Here is a 15,835-nt window from a genome sequence, read left to right as displayed (position 1 = left end):
TAATTTCGGTGACTGGACGTCAATTCGTGGCGCTATGCGTTAATCTCTGAAAGGGCTGATCTTTAGTACCGGGCTGATGGCACCGGGGAAGATGATTGCGATTTGGCGTCGTCCCCCTCACCGTACACCCGGTCGGCTAGATTTGCCGTCAGATACGTTTTCAGTTCCAAGCCGACAAACAACTTCCGTGCTTCATTTCTCCGGAGCGCGGTCGAACATCATGTGTCAACCGGCGGGTCGCGCCGGGCACAACAGGGAGTAATGAAGCGTATGTCATCCCAGCAGAAAAAGTCTCCAGTAGCGCGTGGCGGTTTCAAGGCCGGTGAGGCCATCGTGTATCCGGCTCATGGCGTTGGTCAGATCGTCACTATCGAAGAGCAGGAAGTGGCAGGCCACAAGCTCGAGCTTTTCGTAATCGATTTCGAAAAAGACAAGATGCGCCTGAAGGTGCCGGTTGCCAAAGCCGCTTCCATCGGTATGCGCAAGCTGTCGGAGACCGACTATGTTGAACGTGCACTCAAGGTCGTACAGGGCCGCGCACGTGTGAAGCGTACCATGTGGTCGCGCCGCGCCCAGGAATATGATGCAAAGATCAATTCCGGCGATCTGATCTCGATCTCGGAAGTCGTTCGCGATCTTTTCCGCGCTGAGAACCAGCCGGAACAGTCTTATTCGGAACGCCAGCTCTATGAAGCTGCCCTTGATCGTATGGCGCGCGAAATCGCTGCCGTGAACAAGCTTTCGGAAACCGAAGCTGTTCGTCTGATCGAAGCGAATCTCGCCAAGGGACCGAAGCGCGGCAAAGCCGACGCTGAAGCAGACCTCGATGACGATGAAGTTGAAGCGGCATAAGCAGCTTTACTTCTCTTTCTTTCAAAAAGGCCCGGCATTATAGCCGGGCTTTTTTTCTCCATTGAGAAGAGTTCGCCTGCGTCATTCTCCGTGTGATGGAAAGCAGATTGCTTCAAAATGCATCGCGTCGAGCGGCTGGCCGACTTGCTCGATCTGTTGGATCAGCGCTCATGAGTTGTTTGCCCTTGTATGTCTGGGGATGTCGGTGTCTGACCTGCTAAGATATTGTTTGGCCATTCAATAGCCCCACAAATCCCTGTATTGCCCTTCGCACGTGATCGCATAGCAGGCGGACGCGCCTTGTTTGTCGGGTATCGCTATGGGTCAGTAGCCAGATATCGCCTACACAGGAACTGGCAGTTCCGGGTACGCGGATGAGTTTCGGTTCGCTATCGCCAAGAAAGCATGGGAGAAACGAGATGCCCATCCCAGCCCGCGTTGCTTGAAACTGTGATCCTATCTCCGCAAAGCGGACCGGATTGGCAGCCATTTTAATCCCGGTCGCTGACTCCCAATCTGATGGGGCATTTTCGTTTGGTCCCAGCAACCAGGTTGCGGAAGCTGGTGACGGTTGTGTCATCAGATTTCGATGAATGTAGAATGCCATATGGAATTGGCAGAGTCTTGTTCCGTATAAATTGTCGGGTGGCGTCTTCCCGCCAACGACCACACGCAAAGCGACATCAGCTTCGCGGTTGACGAGATTAATCATTGACGTCGAGCCCACGATTTCCAGCCCAATGTCTGGATAGGCGGCCTTGAAATCTGCGAGGGATGGCATCAGCAGGTCAGTCGCCATTGAAATCGGGAGCGTGAACCTCAGAGGCCCGGAGACACGCTGATCGCGCCCAAAAATCCGAGCCTCGATCTGGGATGAGGCTGTCGCCATCTGTCCTGCGAGTTCAACAATGTCGCTTCCCGCATCCGTAAGCCGGTATCCGGATGCCAGCCTGTCGAACAGTTTTGTTTCCAGTGTTTCTTCCAGCCGACTGATACCACGTATGATCGTGGCATGATTGACGTCCAACGCATCTGCTGCAGCGCGAACCGTGCCGCCCTGAGCGACCGCGAGAAACATGCGAACCTCATTCCAGTGATCCATGGTGCGTTTTCTCACGAGGGTTGTGCGTTTATCTTCAGTTTAAACCTCCACGGGTTCGTCATATCTAGCTGTCAGGCAGGGTATGCGCAATATCGCGCATGGACCTGCGGCTCCCTGTCGTTCAACGAACCCAAGCGAGGATTTCATGGGTAAGCTCGTTTCCAAAGTCGCCGTTGTCACAGGTGGTTCCAGCGGTATTGGATTTGCCATCGCACAGCGCTTTATCAAGGAAGGCGCGACTGTCTATATTGCTGGTCGTCGCAAGGCGGAACTTGAAGCCGCCGTAAATAAGCTGGGACGAGGTGCTACGGCAATTCAGGCCGACATATCCGATCTGGGTAGCTTGGATCGGCTATTTGAAACAGTCCAGAACGAGGAGGGTGGTCTCGATATTCTTGTCGCCAATGCCGGCGTTGTGGAATTGAGTTCGATCCGCGATGCTTCGGAAGATCACTTCGACAAGATGTTCGATATCAATGTGAAAGGTACATACTTCACCGTCCAGGGAGCTCTTCCCGTGATGCGTGACGGCGGTTCGATCATTCTTCTTTCTACATGTATGACAAGCAAGGGAACGCCGGGCTACAGCGTCTATAATGCTACAAAGGCGGCTGTGCGATCTCTCGCGCGTTCGGCGGCGGCGGAACTACTTGCAAACAAGATAAGGGTGAACACGCTAAGCCCTGGGCCGATAGACACTCCCATTATTGAGTCGCAGGTCACAACACCGGAGGAAGCAGCGGCGTATCGCACGAACAGTGCCGCTTATGTGCCGCTGGGACGTCTGGGACGCCCGGAAGAGCTGGCATCTGCAGCCCTTTTCCTTGCATCGGACGAAAGCAGCTTCTCGACGGGAACAGACCTTGTCGTCGACGGAGGGTTGACGCAGATCTAAATGAGATCTGACAAGTGGCCCGCTCTTTGAGTGGGCCACTTAGTTAAAATTCTATTGAATTTCGCAGTCAATCATTAACCCTTCCAGTCATCTTTCTGCATAGTCAGAGATTTATCCTTGGATGGTGGGAACCTGATCGCAACTGATGCGTTCTTCCAGACACCAGTTCGTAAGCGGGTTTGTTTTGCGGCGTAGTCATGTTGGCCAAAGAATGGGCCTGGCGGGGAGTTTTGGGCGAATTCGCATGTTCGTCCAATGAGTCTTTGTGGGACTGGCATATCCTTCCACTGAACGCCCGATGGGCGTGAGTTCAGAACAGGAGAACCAGATGAAGCAGTCATCCATGAGCAGTTCTTCCGCAGTTCCAGCCAATCGCATGCCTATGGTTGCGCGTAGCCTCCCAGCGACAGCAGCCTCTTCCCAATCCATGATCCGCAGCGCAATGTCGGCTCCCTATCTGGAGCGCGAAGAGGAGCGAGCCCTCGCTATTCGCTGGAAGGAACTGAAAGATCAGGAAGCACTTCACCGCATAACATCCGCACATATGCGACTGGTCATTTCCATGGCCGGGCGCTTCCGCAAGTTCAAACTGCCGATGAATGATCTCATCCAGGAAGGCTATGTCGGCCTTCTTGAAGCTGCTGCCCGTTTTGACCCCGAACGGGAAGTGCGCTTCTCGACCTATGCATCGTGGTGGATTCGTGCGTCTATGCAGGATTATATCCTGCGTAACTGGTCCATCGTGCGCGGCGGAACAAGTTCGGCGCAAAAGGCGCTGTTCTTCAATCTGCGGCGGCTTCGTTCAAAGCTGGCTCAGTCCGACGACAATATGACCAAGGCCGAGATGTATCGCGAAATTTCCGATCAGCTGGGCGTTTCGACAAGCGATGTCGAGATCATGGACAGCCGTCTTTCGGGGCCGGATAGCTCCTTGTCGGCACCAGTAAACAACGAGGAATCGGGTGCAGCGCGTCGCATGGATTTTCTGGTTGACGACCATCCGTTGCAGGATGAGGTCGCTGAAAGCTCCATCGATATGGAACGTCGCAATCAATGGCTCAATGTAGCGCTCGATACGCTGAATGAGCGCGAGCTGCACATCATCCGCGAGCGTCGCCTTGATGATGACGGCGTGACGCTTGAAGCGCTGGGTGAAAAGCTTGGTATTTCCAAGGAGCGGGTGCGACAGATCGAAAGCCGTGCGATGGAGAAGCTGAAGATTGCCCTGTTGAGCCAGCACGAACTGGCTGCCTATCAGGCATAAGCTGTTACAATCAGCGCAACACAAGTAGAGGGGCCGAACGGCTCCTTACTTTTGTGGTTCAGCGGCCTTGCCTTCAAGCCGTGACGACCAGTCCTCGACCTTGCGATTTTGGAGGCGGCGCACGGCATAGCGTTTCCAGCTATCGGCGAGGTGCGAAAGCTCCGCCATCACGGACAGTTCGTCATAGTTCAGTGTGTCGACATAAAGCAGGTGCCAGACACGATGCAGTGTCCAGTTTGGTGAAAGGCGGTCGACGAGGATCATCGAATCGCCAGCTTCAACATTGCCTTCTTCCAGAACACGATAATACCAGCCTGTCCGCCCCGTCTTCTGCACGCGCACGGCCATGTCGGCGGTTGCAAAGCGTTCGTTCAGTTTCCAGCAGGGCTGGCGCCCCTGTGAAACCTCGACAAGTGCACTGCCGAGCCGGAACCTGTCGCCTACGGCGACATTGTGCTCGTTCAGACCCGATGTGGAGATGTTTTCGCCGAAAGCACCACGCGCGCTCAGACGCGGGTTTTCGCCGATTTCTTCGCGCCAGACCGCATAATGATCGTGCGGATAATGATGGAGCGCTTTTTCCGGTCCACCATGCACTTTCCGGTCGCCCTGCGCATCGCAGTCCAGCCCCTCGAAAGTCACGCGGACTTTGCCAGTAACTGGCTGTTTGTCGATGCCGCTTGGAACGCTACGCGGTCCGAGAGGAGCGATTTTTCCGGCAAGGACAGAGTGGATGCATGTTTCCGTCATCACGACCTACTCGCTGATCAGCTTCACGCGGTCACCGACCGAAACCGTCGCCCCTGCCGACATGGCATTGAGAAGGCGGAACAGTTCCAGTTTGCGGGTGGTGCCCTGCATGCGTGCCGACAGGCTGGCCAGCGTGTCGCCCGGCTTCACCGTCACGACGCGGATGCGCAGCGGCTTGATGGCGTTCTGTTCGGCAGGCGACAGCAAGCGGAAGGATTGCGTGACCGTCTGCGAAGCAGGCAGAAGGGCGTTGCTGCCTTTCGGTGCTGCTGTCAGGAAGCGATAGACCTTGTTGTTTGCACCGATGACCACAATGTCGAACTGCCACCGGTCGGCGCTGGCGCGCGCAGTCGCGGCGGGCAACCCGTTGATGGTGGTGGTCTGGATCGAACTGTCGTCGAGACCGGTTACCCAGCCCGAGCGGATATAGTCGGCAAGGTTTGATCCCGCCGGAAGAGATGCGCCATCGAAACGAATGGCAACTTCGCCGGGGCCGCTTGCCATGACCGCATTGGCCGAATTGTCGATGGTGAAGCCATCTGGTGCGCGGAAAGTGACACCGAGCTTTGGATGGATGAAGGTCTGTTCGCGGACATAACCTTCATTGGGCGAGTCGCCGTAGAGAAGGCCGTCAATTCCGTTGAGGAAGGAATCGCGATCGGTTGTGCCGACGCCGGGTGCGCCGATGCGGCGTGCATGACCAAGCGCAAGCTGGATGCGCTGCGGCGTTGCCGGATGGCTTGCAAGAAAGTCGAGGCTGGCATCGGTCGCGCCCGAAACCGAACGAAAGCCCTGATAGGCTTCCATAGATTGCAGGAAACGCGCCGAAGCGAACGGATCGTAACCGGCTTCGCCGATCATCTTGATGCCGATGGCATCCGCCTGCAATTCCTGATTGCGCGAGAACTGCGCAAGCCGAAGCTTGCCGCGCAGGGCTTCCTCGCGGCTGGCAGATTCATTGTGTAACACTTCGCTGGCGACACGTCCGGCGATGGCCGTTTCGGCTTCCTTCTCCTGGCGCAGAATGCCGTGATTGGCGATGACATGGCCCATTTCGTGGGCAATCACGGCGGCGACTTCGGAAGAGTCGTTGGCGAGTGCAAGCAGGCCGCGCGTAACGTAGAGATAGCCGCCCGGCAATGCGAAGGCATTGATATTGGGACTATCGAGAATGGTGATGCGATAGGTCTGGTCCGGCTTGTCGGTAACCGTCGTCAGCTTGCCGACGATCTTGGCCACCATACGTTCAAGCCTCTGGTCCTTGTACTCGCCGCCATAGGTCGCGAGAATGCGCGGATGTTGTTGCGCACCGAGCTGCGCCAGCCGGTCATTGCGCGTCACATTGTCGACCGTCACGGGATTGTCGGAAGGCTGCAGTCCAAGATCCTTGCTGGAATTGATCGACTGGCAACCTGAAATCAGGGCGACCGCAAGCAAGCCAAGACCGATGGCTGGTTTCCGCCAATTGTGCTGCGTCCATTCTGGCAGGGAGATGGGTAGACACAGGAAGGCCCGGGAACGGGTCGATTGACGGAACAGTATTTTATCCTCGCTTCTGAATCAGATTGCTTGATCCGGGGCCAAATCTAGCCACAGACCAGAAAGCGTACAAGCCGTACATGGGCACTATAAGAAAGCTGTAGCCGGTTCTTCCGGCAGATTGCGAACAAAATATGTCCGCAACCGTAACTCTATTTGAGGTTTAGCGCCGAATTCTGCTTTTCGCCGATATAGTGCCGCAATGCTTCCGGTCCAGTCGGAGAGAGTAGTTCAGTGGCGGGGCCTATTGCGGAAATCCGGCCACTGTCGAGAAAAAGCAACACCGCGTCGAGATAGAGCGCATCTTCAGGCGTATGGGTCACCATCAGCACCGTCATACGGGTTTCAAGTTGAAGCTCCCTGACAAGATCCAGCATCTGGTGTCGTAGCGCTGGGCCAAGCGAGGCAAAGGCTTCGTCAAGGAGCAGAACCGGGCGCTGGCGTATAAGAGCCCGGGCAATCGCCACGCGCTGGCGTTCGCCACCGGAAAGCGCTTCCGGCTTGCGCTGTTCTTTGCCTGCGAGCCCGACACGCGACAAAGCCTCCGCAATATCGGTGTGGTCTTGCGCGGAGAGCTTCAGGTTCGGCGAGCGTCCGAGGCCGACATTCTGTTCGACGGTCAGATGGGCAAACAGGTTGTTTTCCTGAAACACCATCGAAACAGGCCGGTCCGCTGGCGAAAGTTCACTGACGTCTTTATCGCCGATGAAGATGCGACCGGATTGCGGAAATTCGAAACCGGCAATCAGGTTAAGAAGTGTCGACTTGCCCGAACCACTTGGTCCGACAATTGCAGCAATAACACCGCCCTCTATCGTCGCATCGAAATGCATGGCGGTTTCACCATAGCTGAAACGAACGTCATCAAGGCGAATTTCGGCGAGGACGTTTATTGGGGCGTTCATCGAGGCATCCATCCGGGCATTCATAGAGAAGGCGTTTCCTTTCGGGATGCGCGATCCGCGATCATCATCAATACGAGGCAAAGCAGCCCGAGAATAAGCGCCAGACCTGCCGCGTCGAATGTGCGGTAGCTGCCCATGCGCTGCAAGAGGAGATAGGGCAGTGTCAAAAGCGCGTCACTGCCGAACAGGGCAATCGTGCCGAGATCGCCAAGAGAAAGCGCCATGGCAAAGGCAAAGGCCATGCCGAAAGTTTTGCGGATCGAAGGCCAGTCGATAAGCCGGAAACGACTAAGGCCATGAATGCCCAATTGCGCGCAAAGCCGGTTGTGGCGACTGGCCGCCGTGTCCCATGCGGGCCGCAGAAGACGCACGGCAAAGGGCATGGCCATCGCCGCATTCACGGTGACGACCATGAACGGCGCCATCGCAAATGGATCGGTGAAATGACGAAGCAGGATGAACCAGCCAGCGCCGATCACGATGGGCGGCATGACGAGGATCAGGCTGGCGCCGGTATCGAAAATACTGGCGACCTTGCGTTTCTTCATCGCTTCACGTGCCGATACAAGCGCAAGTGACAAAATGACCGATAGCAACGCCGCGCAAAAGCCGAGCGCCAGACTGGTGCCGATCGCGCGCCAGACCGTCCTTTCCGTCAGTAGCCGCCCAAGATCGGCTGCGAGACCGGAGATGACAACGCCTGCAATTGGCAGTGCGACATAGAGGAAACCCATCCCGATGATGACGATGTTCGAAATGCGTTCAGCCGTAGACGTTTTGCCGTAGCGTCGCGGCGTCGCCGCGTGGGTGAAGCCTTCTTCAGACGGACTACCGGTCATCCGCAGGGCCAGAAGGACCAGCAACGTCAATGCAAGCTGCGTGAAGGTGAGGGCGACCGCGCGACCCGGATCAAAATCGAAATGCAAGCTTTGATAGATTGCGACTTCCAGCGTGGTGGCACGCGGGCCGCCGCCCAGCGTCAGCACAGTTGTGAAACTCGTCACGCAGAGCATGAACAGGAGGCCGATCATGCCCGGCAGATTGCGCCGGATCACGGGCCATTCGATGAGCCGGAAGCGTGCTCCATTGCCCATGCCAAGCTGCGCGGATAGCTTCCAATAATCGGTTGGTATCGAGTCGTAGCCTGCAAGAATGAGACGGACAGCGAGCGGCATGTTGAAGAAAACATGGGCGATCAATATGCCCGTAATACCGTAAATGTCCGGTTGGAACGGATGGCCTGCGGCTTCTGACAGATGCGCAATGAACCCGTTGCGACCATAGATGCTGGTGACGCCGAGCACTGCGACGAGTGCAGGCAGAGCAAGCGGCAGGGCAAACAGGCGCAGAATAAGTCCGCGCCCCGCAAAGCTTGCTTCGGCATAAAGTGCACGGGCGACCGGAACAGCAAACAGCACGGAAAGCAGGCTTGAAGCGATCGCCTGCAGGATCGTGAAGCGCGCAACCCGCCACAGATAGGTGTCGAAATTAACCGCGGCGTCAAAACCACCGCGGCCCGCTTCGAATGCCAGTGCGACAAGCGCACCACCGGAAAGCACGACCAGAAAGACAAGCGTCAGTACGCCCGCAGCCGGTCTGGCGGCGGGTGCGTCTTTCGAGCGGTGCTGTGCCGGGAATGTCGTCATTTACTGGTCGCCGCCAGCCATTCATCGACCCATGACTTCCGGTTCTTGGCTACTTCGTCGGAAGGCAGGAGAAGAGTCTTTTCCGGCTTCGGCATCGCGTCGAAAGCGGCTGGAAGCGGGGTGGATGTCTTGCTCGCTGGATACATCCAGTTGGTTTCAGGAATAACATCCTGAAAGCCGGGGCTGATCATGAAAGCCAGGAACTTTTGCGCCAGTGGATTTTTCGCGCCAGTGGTGGTCTGGGCGGCCAGCTCGATCTGGAGATAATTACCTTCCGGATAGGCCAGAGCCTTATAGCGCTCCGTCTTTTCCGCAATCATGTGATAGGCGGGAGACGTTGTATAGGACAGCACCATCGGCGCTTCACCCTTGGTGAAAAGACCATAGGCTTCCGACCAGCCGGGCGTGACGGTGAGAACGCGCTTCTGCAGTTTCTGCCAGGCCGCTTCCGCTTCGTCGCCATAAACCGATTTCATCCAGAGCAACATGCCCAGCCCCGGCGTCGACGTGCGCGGGTCTTGCAGCACGATCTTCTGGGAAGCATCGCCTTCCATCAGTTCTTTCAGGCTCTTGGGCGGATTGGGCAATTTTTCCGAATCGTAGACCACGGCGAAGTAGCCATAATCATAGGGAACGAAGATATCGTCCTTGAACCCGCCCGGAATGCTCACATTGTTTTGGTCGATGCCGCTTGGAGCAAAAAAGCCGGTGGCGCGTGCTTCGGTCGTCAGATTGGTATCGAGACCGAGGACGATATCGGCTTTGGTATTGCCACCTTCAAGCTTCAGGCGGTTGAGCAGGGCGACACCGTCGGCCGAAGCGATCCAGTCCACTTCGCAATCGCATTCCTTCTCGAAGTTTTCCTTGATCTTCGGGCCCGGACCCCATTCGGAAACGAAACTGTCATAGGTATAAACAGTGAGCTTGTCTTTCGCCTGCGCAGAAGGCGTGAAAGCGAGGGCTGTGGAGAATGAAAAGGCCAGCAAAGATAAAAGCCGCATCACGGCACTTCCTTTCTTTTACAACAAGAGGATTGAGCGCCGTTTATGGAGCATCTAATCCCTCCGCCGGTGCAAACCGGATCAGGTTCAGCGGGTTGGCCGGGAATGCGACCTCTCAGCCATCCGCGAAAGCAGACGGCACCCCGTTAGAGCGGTTGCGACAATAATCTCTCGCAACGGGAAGGGCAAGGGAGTGCAATGGCGGCGAATGCAGGCTTCCGGCATGGATTTGCCCGTGTTATGAGCGGCTTATGAGCACATTCGTCATTCTTCTCGGCGGTGATCTGGTCGTGACCGATCGCCTGAAACGCCAAATTGCAGGTGCGCGTATTCTCGCTGCCGATAGCGGGATCAGGCACGCTGCTGCTCTTGGTGTCGAACCGGAACTTTGGCTTGGCGATTTCGATTCGGCTTCTGCTGAGCTTCGCGTGCAATATGGACACGTGCCGCAAAAGAGGTTCCCTGCTGCCAAGGACATGACGGACGGGGAACTGGCCTTCGAGGAGGCCTATATGCGGGGTGCGGATCGGGTGATCCTTTGCGGAGCCTTCGGCGGTCAGCGCACCGATCACACGCTTCTGCATCTGACCATGGCAACAGCGCAGGCTGCAAAAGGGCGGAACGTGCTGTTGTCCAGCGGTTCCGAGGAGGCCTGGCCTTTGCCGCCCGGAGATTATGTTTATGATTTTCCGGACGGGACGCCGTTCAGTGTGATTAATTTCAGCACTATCGAAGGCCTTTCGATCACGAATGCGGAGTGGCCGTTAGATAATGTGACACTGCCATTCGGCTCTTCATGGACAGTTTCCAATGTAGTTCGTGGAACACTTCGCGTTACTGCGAGTTCTGGATTAGCGATACTTATCGCCAACTTGGCGATGGAGGAAACACCGCTCCGGGGCCGATAACCTTATCAATCGAAAGAGCTTGACGCTGGCAGGCGAAACGTATTGTAAATGGGCCAAGCGGGTGTCATCTGCTTTACGCCGAAATTGGGGACGCAAAGTCGGTGATTAGTTCAACTCTTGTAGGAGATGTTTCAATGAAGTCACGTCTTACGATGATTGCTGTTGCTGGCGTGCTCGCGTTCTCGACGGCTGCATGCACGACGAATGAACAGCGCACGGCCGGGTACGGCGTTGGTGGCGCAGCACTCGGCGCACTCGCCGGTGGCGCAATCGGCGGCAATGGCCGTGGCGCTCTTGCTGGCGCTGCTATCGGCGGCGTTGCCGGTACGCTCCTTGGTGCAGCCCAGACGCGCAACGGAACGCAGTACTGCCGTTACCGCGATCCTTATGGCCGCGTCTACGAAGCGCCTTGCCAGTAACACTGGGCCAGTAACACTGGGCCAGCAATAGCTGGATAAATAAGTTTGCTGACAGGTCGGGGAAACCCGGCCTGTTTGTTTTTCACGGGTCTTTTCGTGCCGTACCATTTGACAGAACGGCTTTTGTCGCGGACAAGCAGGGCGGAATTTTTAACCCTGTTTATCGAAGAGAACCATGGCACCACCGCTCCTTCGCCTCGACGAGATCAAGCTCACCTTCGGAGGCACGCCGCTTCTGGAAGATGCCAGCCTTTCGGTAAGCGAAGGCGATCGCATCGCGCTGGTCGGACGCAATGGTTCGGGTAAATCCACGCTGCTCAAGATCGCCGCCGGTATGGTGGAAGCAACGTCGGGTGAGGTTTTCAAACATCCGGGTGCAACTGTCCGCTATCTCCCGCAGGTGCCGGATATGGATGGCTTTGCCAATGTTCGCGCCTATGTGGAAGCGGGGCTCGGACCAGCCGATGACCCGCATCGTGTCACTTATCTTCTCGAACATCTCGGACTGACCGGCGACGAAAAGCCGGATCATCTGTCCGGCGGCGAAGCACGCCGTGCCGCCCTGGCGCGGGTGATCGCCCCGCAACCTGACGTTCTGCTGCTGGATGAACCGACCAACCACCTGGATCTGACCACCATCGAATGGCTGGAAAGCGAACTGCGCCAGATCCGCTCGGCGATCGTGTTGATATCGCATGACCGCCGCTTTCTGGAAAATGTCAGCCGGGCGACGGTCTGGCTGGATCGCGGTCTTACGCGTCGTCTTGAGCAAGGCTTTGGCCATTTCGAGGAATGGCGCGACAAGGTGCTGGAAGAAGAAGAGCGCGACCATCACAAGCTGGGGCGGCAGATTGCGCGCGAGGAGCATTGGCTGCGTTATGGCGTTACGGCGCGCCGCAAGCGCAATATGCGCCGTCTCGGCGAACTGCATTCCATGCGTGCCGATTTTCGCAATCATCGCAAGGCACAAGGGACGGCGGTACTGGCGGCAAGCGATACCAAGGAATCCGGCAAGCTGGTGATCGAAGCCAAGGGGTTGAGCAAGGCCTATGGCGAGCGTGTTCTGGTCAAGGATTTTTCGATCCGTGTGCAGCGCGGTGACCGTATCGGTCTCGTTGGACCCAACGGTGCCGGAAAGACCACGCTTCTGTCGCTTCTGACTGGCAAGCTTGCGCCGGATTCCGGAACGTTGCGGCTTGGCGTCAATCTCGAAATGGCCGAACTCGACCAGAAGCGCGAAAGTCTCAATCTGGATGAGACATTGGCGCATTATCTGACGGATGGGCGCGGTGAAAGCCTTGTCGTCAACGGCGAACAGCGGCATGTCGTGTCCTATATGAAGGACTTTCTGTTCCAGCCGGAACAGGCGCGTACCCCCATTCGGGAGCTTTCCGGTGGTGAACGTGCGCGGTTGATGCTGGCCCGTGTTTTGGCGCGGCCCGCCAACCTGCTTATCCTCGACGAGCCTACCAACGATCTTGATATGGAAACGCTCGATCTGCTGCAGGAACTGGTTGCAGGTTTTCCTGGCACAGTCATTCTGGTCAGCCACGATCGTGATTTTCTGGATCGCACGGTTACGTCGGTGATTGCGCCGGAAGGTGACGGGCGCTGGCTCGAATATGCAGGCGGCTATGCCGACATGATGGCGCAGCGCAAGGAGCAGGCTTTGAACCGGCGCTCGGTCAAGGTGTCAGGAAGCCGAAGTGACGAGAAGTCGGAAGAGGACACTTCGCAGCCGAAGCGTGAGGAAAAGCGCAAGCTTTCCTACAAGCAGAAATTTGCGCTCGAAACCCTGCCAGGCAAGATGGATGCTCTCTCGAAGGAAATCGCAGTGCTGGAAGGCAAGCTTGCTGACCCGCAGCTTTATGCCAAGGATCCGACGCTTTTTGCCAAGACTGCCGATCTTCTTGAGAAGAAGCGCTCCGAAAATACGGCCATGGAAGAAGAATGGCTGGAGCTGGAAATGCTTCGAGAGGAAATCGAAGGGTAGGGCTACCCTTCGATATAATCTTCGAACTTAACTGCTCGCCTTGTTCAGCAAGGCGATTTCATCATCGCTGAGTTTCAGTTCGGCAGCGGCGATCAGTTCGCCGAGCTGGGCCGAGCGTGTGGCGCTGGCGATAGGGGCTGTGATCGACGGCTGTGCGATGAGCCATGCAATTGCAACCTGCGCAGGCGTGACATCGAGATTGCGTGCAACATCATCGAGTGCAGCAATGATCCGCGAGCCACGATCCGTCAGATATTTTTCGACCGATTTGCCGCGTGCGCTTTGTCCGAGATCGTCAGCAGAACGATATTTCCCGGTCAGGAACCCTGCTGCGAGCGAATAATAGGAAATAACGCCAAGCTCGTTTTCGTGGCAGATTTTCTCCAGCCCATTCTCGAAATCTGCTCGATCATAAAGATTATAAAGCGGCTGCAGGCTTTCATAGCGCGGCAGATTGTTGGTCCGGGCGACATCAAGCGCTTCAGTCAGTCGCTCAGGCGTGAGATTGGACGCACCGATGGCGCGCACTTTGCCTGCGCCGATCAGCTCTTTATAGGTGCCGAGCACGTCTTCGAACGGTGTTTCGGGATCGTCCCAGTGCGATTGATAGAGATCGATATAATCCGTCTGCAGCCGTTTGAGGGAGGCATCGACCGCTTTGCGGATATAGGCCGGGGAAAGACCTTTTTCGTCAGGCCCCATTTCGGAGCCGACCTTGGTGGCAATGACGACTTTGTCACGCAGGCCGCGAGATTTCAGCCAGTTGCCGATAATGGTTTCGGATTCGCCGCCCACATTTCCGGGCGCCCAGGCGGAATAAGCATCCGCTGTGTCGATGAAATTGAATCCGGCATCGACAAAACGGTCGAGAAGCGAAAAAGACGTCGCTTCATCGACCGTCCATCCAAATACATTGCCACCGAAGCAAAGTGGCGAAACATTGAGTTCGGTACGTCCGAGCTTCCTGAACTCCATAGACCTTATCCCCTTCCTCTGAATACGAATCGCGGACGATCCGTCGGGTTTCGATTTCGGGAAGAAGGAAGGCTCCGGGAAGAGCCGAAATCAGCTCATGCCAAGCGCATCCATATAAAGCTGCAGCATGGCTTCTTCTTCCTGACGTTCATGGTCTTCTTTTTTACGCAGACGAATAATGGTCCTCACGACCTTGCTGTCAAACCCCGAGCCCTTCAATTCCGCGTAAACTTCCTTGATATCGTCACCGATGGTCTTTTTTTCTTCTTCCAGGCGCTCGATGCGCTCGATGAAAGCACGCAACTGGCCGACAGCAATGGTTTGGGCTTCGCTGGTAATGTCGTCGCTCACGAGGAGTTCTCCAATTCAAAATCTGTGATGATGCGGACACGCATTGCGTGAAAACCGCTTATCGAAAGTCTGGACCGTTTTTCCCGCGAGTCGCAGGCAAAATTAAGAGCCTTTTTCGATGCACGACCCGATTTGGCGGGTCAAGCCCTGTGGATAGCGGGTAAAGCCTCTCCTGACAGGCCTGTTACTCACTGCGATCAGCACGTGAGCCGAAATACTGGGCCGCGTGAATGCCGGGCAAGGTGTTGATGTGCGCGATCATTGGCGTCAGCCTGTCAGCCCATTCAGTCGCACCTTTGTCATCGGCAATCAGGTCCTGTCGTACCTCGATCAGGACATGGGCGAAGCCCTTTGCCGTCGCGTGGCGATACATGGCATCGTTCTTGAGGGCGCCGTCATAAGGTTCGTTATCGCCAACCGTCAGATCGACGTTTTCACGCAGCAGCGACAAAAGCGGCTTTACGGCGCGGTCGTCCTTGTCCCAGAGAAGGCCGATCTGCCAGGGGCGGGACTTTTCCTTCCAGCGCGGCGTGAAGGAATGGATCGAGACGATGAAAGGCGCTGCCCTGCTTTCAGCCACCACGCGTTCGCTCGCTCGCGCGACCGTGTCGTGATAGGGACGATAGAAGCGTTCAAGCCGTTCCTCGCGTTCACCTGTCGACATTGGGTAATTGCCGGAAATGACCGCCCCATCGGACAATTGCATGATAAGCGTCGGGTCGTCTTCGCCACGATTGGGATCGATCAAAAGGCGTGAAAAGCCGCCAAGGACGGCAGGCGCGTTCAGGCGGGTTGCAAGTTTGCGGGTCAGATTCTCGACGCCAATGTCATAAGCGATATGCCGGTCGAATTCACTTGTCCGCAAACCAAGCGTGCCATATTCGGCTGGAACATCACGCCGTGCATGATCGGCGGTCAGGAGCAGGCCGAGACTAAAATCGCCGTCGACACTGTATGCCGGTGAGAATGGCGGCGAAGCGGTTGATCCGGATTGAAGCGGCATGGAGCGAAATCCGAGGCTAAATAAGGGGATTATTTCTGTGTTGTGCGGGAAGCTGTTTCAGGTCTGTCATGAGAAAGCCCGGATTGCAACGATCATTCTTTGATGAAGAGTACCTGTTCTCAATGGGATTGCGTTGACATCAAAGGCGAAACTGCCGAAAAGAGAGCGACCCGAGATGGGATTTGCCCGAGATGGGATTTCCCTGTGCAATATAAATTGTTCGATAAAACCG

Annotated in this window: 15 protein-coding genes and 1 riboswitch; of the genes, 6 read left to right on the top strand and 9 right to left on the bottom strand. The window is 56.3% G+C overall.

Annotated features, from left to right (window positions below; translation table 11 throughout):
- The first annotated feature begins 270 nt into the window (after positions 1 to 270).
- Positions 271 to 852, top strand: a complete 582-nt coding sequence (locus OHI65_RS20675) for a CarD family transcriptional regulator (RefSeq protein WP_006471273.1) — start codon at positions 271 to 273, stop codon at positions 850 to 852.
- Positions 853 to 1,069: 217 nt separating this feature from the next.
- Here the strand turns inward: OHI65_RS20675 and OHI65_RS20670 are convergent, their stop codons facing one another.
- Positions 1,070 to 1,930, bottom strand: a complete 861-nt coding sequence (locus OHI65_RS20670; protein WP_231771243.1) for a LysR family transcriptional regulator — start codon at positions 1,928 to 1,930, stop codon at positions 1,070 to 1,072.
- 169 nt (positions 1,931 to 2,099) lie between these two features.
- Between OHI65_RS20670 and OHI65_RS20665 the strand changes: the two genes are divergently transcribed.
- Positions 2,100 to 2,849 carry an SDR family NAD(P)-dependent oxidoreductase gene (locus OHI65_RS20665; protein ID WP_010661437.1) on the top strand — a complete coding sequence of 250 codons (750 nt, stop codon included), beginning with the start codon at positions 2,100 to 2,102 and terminating at the stop codon, positions 2,847 to 2,849.
- A gap of 328 nt (positions 2,850 to 3,177) precedes the next feature.
- Entirely contained in the window at positions 3,178 to 4,113 is a 936-nt protein-coding gene (locus OHI65_RS20660; RefSeq protein ID WP_010661436.1) for an RNA polymerase factor sigma-32, read from the top strand.
- Between the two features lie 45 nt (positions 4,114 to 4,158).
- On the opposite strand, the gene OHI65_RS20655 is transcribed toward OHI65_RS20660, so the two are convergent.
- From OHI65_RS20655 to thiB, 5 genes are all read right to left on the bottom strand, one after another.
- Complete coding sequence (locus tag OHI65_RS20655) at positions 4,159 to 4,863, bottom strand: MOSC domain-containing protein (RefSeq protein WP_125300892.1); 705 nt, start codon at positions 4,861 to 4,863, stop codon at positions 4,159 to 4,161.
- Positions 4,864 to 4,869: 6 nt separating this feature from the next.
- Positions 4,870 to 6,351 carry a cell division protease CdlP gene (cdlP, locus tag OHI65_RS20650; RefSeq protein WP_029376279.1) on the bottom strand — a complete coding sequence of 494 codons (1,482 nt, stop codon included), beginning with the start codon at positions 6,349 to 6,351 and terminating at the stop codon, positions 4,870 to 4,872.
- 203 nt (positions 6,352 to 6,554) lie between these two features.
- Entirely contained in the window at positions 6,555 to 7,307 is a 753-nt protein-coding gene (thiQ, locus tag OHI65_RS20645) for a thiamine ABC transporter ATP-binding protein (RefSeq protein WP_413541923.1), read from the bottom strand.
- 20 nt (positions 7,308 to 7,327) lie between these two features.
- Entirely contained in the window at positions 7,328 to 8,953 is a 1,626-nt protein-coding gene (thiP, locus tag OHI65_RS20640; protein ID WP_125300893.1) for a thiamine/thiamine pyrophosphate ABC transporter permease ThiP, read from the bottom strand.
- On the bottom strand, positions 8,950 to 9,954 hold the full coding sequence (thiB, locus tag OHI65_RS20635; RefSeq protein WP_125300894.1) for a thiamine ABC transporter substrate binding subunit: 1,005 nt from the start codon (positions 9,952 to 9,954) through the stop codon (positions 8,950 to 8,952). The genes thiP and thiB overlap by 4 nt, the downstream gene beginning before the upstream one ends.
- 41 nt (positions 9,955 to 9,995) lie before the next feature.
- Positions 9,996 to 10,110, bottom strand: a riboswitch (TPP riboswitch).
- A gap of 95 nt (positions 10,111 to 10,205) precedes the next feature.
- Between thiB and OHI65_RS20630 the strand changes: the two genes are divergently transcribed.
- The 3 genes from OHI65_RS20630 (at position 10,206) to OHI65_RS20620 (ending at position 13,274) form a co-directional block, all read left to right on the top strand.
- Positions 10,206 to 10,862 carry a thiamine diphosphokinase gene (locus OHI65_RS20630; RefSeq protein WP_010661430.1) on the top strand — a complete coding sequence of 219 codons (657 nt, stop codon included), beginning with the start codon at positions 10,206 to 10,208 and terminating at the stop codon, positions 10,860 to 10,862.
- A 134-nt stretch (positions 10,863 to 10,996) separates the two neighbouring features.
- Complete coding sequence (locus tag OHI65_RS20625; RefSeq protein WP_010661429.1) at positions 10,997 to 11,281, top strand: hypothetical protein; 285 nt, start codon at positions 10,997 to 10,999, stop codon at positions 11,279 to 11,281.
- A gap of 175 nt (positions 11,282 to 11,456) precedes the next feature.
- On the top strand, positions 11,457 to 13,274 hold the full coding sequence (locus OHI65_RS20620; RefSeq protein ID WP_125300895.1) for an ABC-F family ATP-binding cassette domain-containing protein: 1,818 nt from the start codon (positions 11,457 to 11,459) through the stop codon (positions 13,272 to 13,274).
- Positions 13,275 to 13,301: 27 nt separating this feature from the next.
- Here OHI65_RS20620 and OHI65_RS20615 read toward each other — a convergent pair whose 3' ends face one another.
- The 3 genes from OHI65_RS20615 to OHI65_RS20605 all read right to left on the bottom strand — a co-directional run bounded on the left by OHI65_RS20615 (position 13,302) and on the right by OHI65_RS20605 (position 15,603).
- Positions 13,302 to 14,249, bottom strand: coding sequence for an aldo/keto reductase (locus OHI65_RS20615; RefSeq protein WP_125300896.1), 948 nt, complete (start codon positions 14,247 to 14,249; stop codon positions 13,302 to 13,304).
- Positions 14,250 to 14,339: 90 nt separating this feature from the next.
- Positions 14,340 to 14,600 carry a DUF2312 domain-containing protein gene (locus OHI65_RS20610; RefSeq protein ID WP_002964837.1) on the bottom strand — a complete coding sequence of 87 codons (261 nt, stop codon included), beginning with the start codon at positions 14,598 to 14,600 and terminating at the stop codon, positions 14,340 to 14,342.
- 184 nt (positions 14,601 to 14,784) lie between these two features.
- Positions 14,785 to 15,603, bottom strand: a complete 819-nt coding sequence (locus tag OHI65_RS20605; protein WP_125300897.1) for an N-formylglutamate amidohydrolase — start codon at positions 15,601 to 15,603, stop codon at positions 14,785 to 14,787.
- Positions 15,604 to 15,835: the final 232 nt, after the last annotated feature.

The sequence above is a fragment of the Brucella sp. MAB-22 genome, assembly GCF_025908475.1.
Taxonomy (GTDB): Bacteria; Pseudomonadota; Alphaproteobacteria; order Rhizobiales; family Rhizobiaceae; genus Brucella; species Brucella anthropi.
This window is presented reverse-complemented; position numbering and strand designations above follow the sequence as displayed.